Source organism: Ancylomarina sp. (assembly GCF_041555295.1).
GTDB lineage: Bacteria > Bacteroidota > Bacteroidia > Bacteroidales > Marinifilaceae > Ancylomarina.
Map to the genome: position 1 here is coordinate 1 of NZ_JBFFKR010000307.1, position 3653 is coordinate 3653.

The window sequence follows — 3653 nt, forward strand, 5'->3', positions numbered from 1 at the left end:
GATTTCTTTAAGAATGAGATTATCTATACTGAGGATATTAACGATTTGCAGACTAAATACCACAATCAGTTGACTGGTACAAGAGCTGAGAAATTGGAAGGTATCGAAAAAGTAATCGAACTGGCTTGCTGGTCGTCGAAGAAATGGATTCCTGGTATGCTTCGCGATAAGGATGCTAAGGTCAGAGTGAAAGCTTCCTGGGCATTGATTCAATTGGAACGCACTGATGCCATTCCTGATTTGGAAGCAGCTGTTTTGACTGAGACCGATAACAAGATCAAAATTCAATTGAAAAAGAATTTGAAAGCTCTAAAAGGTCTTTTGGGTTCAAATAGCTAGCGAATAGCCTACCACAAAAAATACAAAGCGGTCATCTCTATGGAGATGACCGCTTTTTTCTTCAAACTACATAAATGGAAATGAATGGCATTATCTCATTCTTACTATTTTAGGGTAAAAAAGACCGATGATATCGACGAGGCTTTTTTGCTGATTCATCACTTCAAAAATATCCTTATAGGCCATAGGTGATTCGTCGATACTACCGCTTAATAGTTCTACCCCTTTTTCCTTTAGGTATGAGTGCAGATCTGCCATATTGAGCACTGATTTGGCTTTCCTTCTGGAAAGACGTCTGCCAGCACCATGGGCCGCAGAATTTAGAGAGGCCTCGTTACCTTTTCCTTTTATTAGAAATGCCGGCGTTGCCATTGTACCGGGAATTATTCCCAAATCGCCAGCATTTGCCGGTGTTGCTCCTTTTCTGTGAAGAATAAGTTCTTCTCCTCCAACTAATTTTTCCTTCCATGCAAAGTTGTGATGGTTTTCAATTCTTCTCAGGGGTTTTTCGCCAAGTGCTGACGAAAGGCGATTGTGTATGATATGATGATTGGCCGCTGAGTAATCACCGGCCAATTCCATAGCCTGCCAGTATTCCTGACCTTCCTCACTATCAAGGTCTAACCAAGCCAGTCTGGCAACCTGACCCGATAACTGCAACTTATCCTTAGCAACATTTGTATAGTGCTTGCAAACCTCAGTTCCAAAATGACGTGAGCCGGAATGTGAAAGAATGGCAAAATATGATCCTGGTTCCAGATTTAATTGATCGTCCTTATGCTTAATTTCAACAATACCCATATCCACAAAATGATTTCCATGGCCCGAAGTTCCCAACTGCTTGGCAAAGATGTCTTTCAGGGAGTTTACGAATTTTATTTCCCGAAAAATATCACGTTCAAGCAGTTCGTGTTCAATCATATTTTCAAATTTTGAAAATCCGAAACGGGTCTCTTCAAATAAGATCTTGCTGAGTTTATCTTTTTGTGTTTCGATTATTTTTGGGACAAGAGGATAGATAGACATGCACATTCTACATCCAATATCCATTCCAACACCATAGGGTATAACGGCATTGTAAGTAGCAAGCACACCTCCAATGGGAAGCCCGTAACCCACATGTGCATCAGGCATTAATGCACCCTTTACCGAAATTGGTAGCTTCATGGCAGCATCCATCTGCTGAATGGCCTCCCGGTCAATCAGATCTTCACCAAATATTTTATAATATTCAGATTTCATCATTTCTATTCCCCCTTAATTCCAATCTGAGTACGAATGTAAACGGCTAATCTTAAGTTGATTTTAACGCTATTCGTTTTTTTTGTCTAATCGAACGCAACAAGGAATACTTAGACTATTCTTTTAAGCACCTTAGTTGGGGTTAATTATAAATCATCACAAATCAAACATCGGCACCTCCATCAATAAAACCTTGGTATTTGCACTCACCTTAAATTCAACTTTTTGGGTCTCCGTGATGGCAAGACCATCTCTTTTTTCCAATTTATAGTTCTTAATAAAAACCTCACCTTCCAAAACAAAAAGATAGAGTCCATTGCCGTTTTGCTTTATGGTATAGGCACTTTCACTGGCCTCATCGAATTCACCCAAATGAAACCAAGCGTTTTGATGAATCCAAACTCCCTCATCATCTGCATCAGGAGAAAGGATTTGCTTTAAACCATTCACAGATTTAATATCGGCGATTGAAAGCTGGTCGTATCGAGGTTCGACATCTTTTAAATGTGGATAAATCCAAATCTGAAGCAAATTGACTTCCTGATCATCATTGGGATTAAACTCCGAATGAAGAATGCCTGTCCCTGCACTCATCACCTGAATTTCACCAGCTTTAATCACGGCGGTATTCCCCATACTGTCCTTATGCTCAAGTTCCCCTTCAAGTGGAATCGATATGATTTCCATATTGTTGTGAGGGTGTGTGCCGAATCCTTTACCTGCAGCTATTCTATCATCATTCAAAACTCGCAAAACTCCAAAGTTCATGCGGTCGGTATGGTAATAATCTGCAAAAGAAAAGGTGTGATGAGCATCTAACCAGCCGTGATTGGCGTGCCCTCGCGTATTGGCTTTGTGTACAACGGTTTTCATATAGGTCCCTCCAAATTAATCAGTGATGGATAAGTGCTTTCTGATACCTAAGTTACAGTTTTTTTCTTTTTCAGAAGAACAATCACCTGAATTCAAGTTGCAAATACAGTCGGGATAAGAGTCGTACATACAGACGGAAACAAGCAAAACAAACTCAGGAATAAAACCAGACTCGTATTCAAAGAAAGGAAAGCTCATCGCTTTCCTTTTTTTATGCCCAGTTAGCCAATATTTCAATTCAGATTCTTAGTTCTTTTGAGTTTCATCTTAAAAAAGAGCTTCCGCTCGCCGTTTGACCTGTTCCGTTAGCAAACGGAAGGGTCACCACACCGAACGGAGCACTTCCTTGTGCGAACGGAAGGGGTCCCACCGCGTACGGAAGCCTATCCATGCCGAACGGAAGACCTCACCCAGCGCACGGAGATACTAAATTTTCGAACGGAAGGGTATCCTAGCCCAACGTAGCTGCAGAATTTGCTAACGGATAAGATGCAATGCGTAATTGTATTGCTTTCACCTCCTTTGTTAAGGAGGTATACTTAATCCCGAAAATCGGGAGAAGGCGAGGTGGTTTTTGTTTGTCATGCTCCAACCTATGGGCAAGCTGCACATGTCAGGGTATGACTATTCATGTTTATCAAGAATAAAGTGACTTGTCTTTACCTTCGGTGATCTCGCAAGCTCGGTAGCGAGAGCGTGGCAATCTCATAATAAATGTGTTGAGATTCGACTTAAAGCAGTTCAACTATTAAGAGATTACTTTTTGAAAACATATTCTCTAGCATCAATATTCCTAAAGCGAATTTTGGCTTTTTGTGTAAATTGCCATCCTTACAAAACAAACTACAACCTATGCAAAATTTCAAGATAGAAAGCCTGTCTACTGAGCTAGACGACAAAATATTAAACAAAACCAATACTAAGACAAAGCCTTTGGGTTCGTTGGGAATTTTGGAGCGTATTGCTTGCAAAATTGCTAAGATACAGGGGACTTTAAAGCCTGAAATCAAAACACCTACCGTTGTTGTGTTTGCTGGTGATCATGGCATTGCTGACGATGGGGTGAGCTTTTACCCTAAGTCGGTGAGTTACCAAATGCTCTACAATTATATGGGAGGTGGCGCGGCTATCAATGTCTTTTCGCGTCAGCATGGTATCAATTTCAAGGTAGTCGATGCGGGTATCGATCACGATTTCGA

The 3653-nt window shown here is 40.8% G+C and carries 5 protein-coding genes; 2 read left to right on the forward strand and 3 right to left on the reverse strand.

Annotated features, from left to right (window positions below; all coding sequences use genetic code 11):
* The coding region (locus ABY905_RS15055; protein WP_372645337.1) for a HEAT repeat domain-containing protein at positions 1 to 339 on the forward strand (339 nt) is incomplete at its 5' end.
* A 90-nt stretch (positions 340 to 429) separates the two neighbouring features.
* Here ABY905_RS15055 and ABY905_RS15060 read toward each other — a convergent pair.
* The 3 genes from ABY905_RS15060 to ABY905_RS15070 all read right to left on the reverse strand — a co-directional run bounded on the left by ABY905_RS15060 (position 430) and on the right by ABY905_RS15070 (position 2652).
* On the reverse strand, positions 430 to 1584 hold the full coding sequence (locus ABY905_RS15060) for an RtcB family protein (RefSeq protein WP_372645339.1): 1155 nt from the start codon (positions 1582 to 1584) through the stop codon (positions 430 to 432).
* A gap of 153 nt (positions 1585 to 1737) precedes the next feature.
* A complete protein-coding gene (locus ABY905_RS15065; RefSeq protein WP_372645341.1) occupies positions 1738 to 2454 on the reverse strand; it encodes a pirin family protein in 717 nt (238 codons plus the stop codon).
* A gap of 15 nt (positions 2455 to 2469) precedes the next feature.
* The gene (locus ABY905_RS15070; protein WP_372645342.1) at positions 2470 to 2652 is read right to left on the reverse strand and encodes a hypothetical protein; all 183 of its coding nucleotides are present in this window, start codon (positions 2650 to 2652) and stop codon (positions 2470 to 2472) included.
* Between the two features lie 654 nt (positions 2653 to 3306).
* Here ABY905_RS15070 and ABY905_RS15075 point away from each other — a divergent pair.
* On the forward strand, positions 3307 to 3653 hold a 347-nt coding region (locus ABY905_RS15075; RefSeq protein ID WP_372645344.1), incomplete at its 3' end, for a nicotinate-nucleotide--dimethylbenzimidazole phosphoribosyltransferase.

What these genes read in the sequence shown, in the direction of transcription:
- ABY905_RS15065 (WP_372645341.1), bottom strand. Translation starts at nt 2,454, where the DNA reads ATGAAAACCGTTGTACACAAAGCCAATACGCGAGGGCACGCCAATCAC.
- ABY905_RS15060 (WP_372645339.1), bottom strand. Translation starts at nt 1,584, where the DNA reads ATGATGAAATCTGAATATTATAAAATATTTGGTGAAGATCTGATTGAC.
- ABY905_RS15070 (WP_372645342.1), bottom strand. Translation starts at nt 2,652, where the DNA reads ATGAGCTTTCCTTTCTTTGAATACGAGTCTGGTTTTATTCCTGAGTTT.